Below are 2,555 nucleotides of genomic sequence, written 5' to 3' on the forward strand. Positions count from 1 at the left end.
CCCCCCCCCCCCCCCAGCAATATTGCGACGATATTGCCGGCATGCTAGCCGGACACGGCTTGCAGATCAGTGAGCTGTCGACCCATTTGCAAGGCCAGCTGATCGCGGTCCATCCGGCCTATGATGCTTTGTTCGACGGCTTCGCGCCGGTACACTTGCGCGGCAATCCGGCGGCGCGCAGGGTGTGGGCGACCGAGCAACTGATGTTCGCCGCCGAGGCTTCGCGGCGGCTTGACCTGCGCGCGCATGTCACGTTTTCCGGCGCGCTGGCCTGGCCTTATCTGTATCCGTGGCCGCAGCGTCCGGCCGGCCTGGTGGAAACCGCTTTTGCCGAACTCGGTCGACGCTGGCGTCCCATCCTGGACGCCTTCGACGCCGCCGGCGTTGACGTGTGCTACGAGCTGCATCCCGGCGAAGACTTGCACGACGGCGTCACCTTCGACCGTTTTCTGCAGGAGGTAGACGGTCATGCGCGCGCCAATATTCTGTACGACCCCAGTCACTTCGTCTTGCAGCAACTCGACTACCTGGCATTCATCGACATCTATCACGCGCGCATCAAGGCCTTCCACGTCAAGGATGCAGAATTTCGTCCCACTGGGCGGCAAGGCGTGTATGGCGGTTTTTCCGACTGGCAGGATCGCGCCGGCCGTTTCCGTTCGCTCGGCGATGGCCAGATCGATTTCAAGGCGATTTTTTCCAAACTGACGCAATACGATTATCCCGGTTGGGCGGTGCTGGAATGGGAATGCTGTCTCAAGCATCCGCAAGACGGTGCGGCCGAGGGCGCGGAATTTATCCGCAAGCACATCATCCGGGTGGCGCAACACGCCTTCGACGATTTTGCCGGCAGCACGGTGCGGCAGGAACAGATCAATCAATTGCTGGGCCTGGCGCGCTGAGCGCCGCCGGGTAACCCATGCAAGCCATCACGGAGCAGGAAATGCACAGACGTTTGAGATTAGGCATGGTCGGCGGCGGCAACGGCGCCTTTATCGGCGCGGTGCATCGCATCGCCGCCCGTCTCGATGATGGCTACGAACTGGTGGCCGGCGCCTTGTCGTCCGATCCGCAGCGCGCCAGCGCGTATCGCGCCCGAACGCAGCTACGACGACTACCGTGTTATGGCGCAGGCCGAGGCAGCGCGCGCCGATGGCATCGACGTGGTCGCCATCGTCACGCCCAACCATTTGCATGCACCGGTCGCCACCGCGTTTCTGGAAGCTGGTATCCATGTCATCTGCGACAAGCCGCTCGGCATTTCATTGGCCGAGGGCCGCGTCCTGGCCGAGCTGGCGCGCAGTCGCAACAAGTTGTTCGCCCTGACGCATACCTACACCGGCTATCCCATGGCGAGGCATGCCAAGGCGATGGTGGAAGCCGGCGCCATCGGCGAACTGCGCCTGGTGCAGGTTGAGTATTCACAAGACTGGCTGGCGGCTCGCATCGGCAGCGCGGATGGCGCCGGCAATGGTCCGCAGGACAACTGGCATAACGATCCGCTACGCGCCGGCCCGGGCGGCACCTTGTCCGACGTCGGCACCCATGCCTATCATCTCGCCCACTTCATCAGCGGTCAGAAACCCGACCGCCTGCTCGCGGAACTCAGCACATTCGTGCCGGGCCGTCCGCTGGACGATCATGTGCAGGTGATGTTGCGCTACCCCGGCGGCGCGCGCGGCACGCTGTGGGCCAGCCAGGTCGCAACCGGCTGTGAAAACACGGTGCGTCTGCGCCTGTTCGGCAGCAAGGCGCAGCTGGATTTCAATCAGGAAAAGCCCGCCGAACTCTGGTACACCCCACAGGGCGGCAATCCGCAAAAGCTTACGCCCGGCCGTGTAGACAGTGCAGCTGCAGCCCATGCCACGCGGGTACCGGCCGGTCATCCCGAAGGCTACCTGGAGGCTTTTGCCCAACTCTATACCGATGCCGCCCTGCAGATCGCCGCGCTCGACGCCGGCCTGCCGTTGCCGCAGGAAGCACGTGGGCTACCCACCGTGGCAGACGGCGTCGACGGCATGGCTTTTGTGGAAGCAGTGTTGCGCAGTCATCGCAATGATGCGGAATGGACCAGCATCGGCTAAGAGCGCCAAATCACACTTGCGGTGAACTGTTTCTTGGTGCCTGAGACCGGAATCGAACCGGTACGCCCCTTTCCAGGTAAGCGGCGGATTTTAAGTCCGCTTCCTGAATTCGGGATAATGCCTTTATAGACAAGGAGTTAGCGAAGCCGTAAGGTATTTTCTGGTCAATTTTGGTCAAGAGGACTCCATGCGGAAAAAACAAAGTCAGGACGAGAGAATCGTCGAAAAAAACATTACCCAGCGCTGCGGTGGCTATTCATATCGTGTACGCATGACGGTTTCGGGCATGCGAATCGACGAAAATTTTGACACTATTGATGAGGCACGAGCGTTTCGTGACAGGAAACGTGCAGATATCGCTCTTGACCCTGTCGCAAAGCTTGTCCTTCAAAGTCGAGAAGTCAAACGGGATGCAGCTCGCCTAACCCTCAATATTCTGTTAACTTGTTGTTTTGCATCGAAAATTGACCC

1 protein-coding gene and 2 pseudogenes are annotated in these 2,555 nt (G+C 60.7%); all 3 read left to right on the forward strand.

Annotation, left to right across the window (positions count from 1 at the left end):
• A partial coding sequence (locus tag HLUSI_RS0108695; protein WP_029363301.1) for a sugar phosphate isomerase/epimerase family protein occupies positions 1–902 on the forward strand: 902 nt, incomplete at its 5' end.
• A 65-nt stretch (positions 903–967) separates the two neighbouring features.
• Positions 968–2,084, forward strand: a pseudogene (locus HLUSI_RS27705) (Gfo/Idh/MocA family protein).
• A 187-nt stretch (positions 2,085–2,271) separates the two neighbouring features.
• Positions 2,272–2,555, forward strand: a pseudogene (locus tag HLUSI_RS32520) (hypothetical protein); the annotation flags it as partial.

This window comes from Herbaspirillum lusitanum P6-12 (assembly GCF_000256565.1).
GTDB classification, from domain to species: Bacteria; Pseudomonadota; Gammaproteobacteria; order Burkholderiales; family Burkholderiaceae_D; genus Herbaspirillum; species Herbaspirillum lusitanum.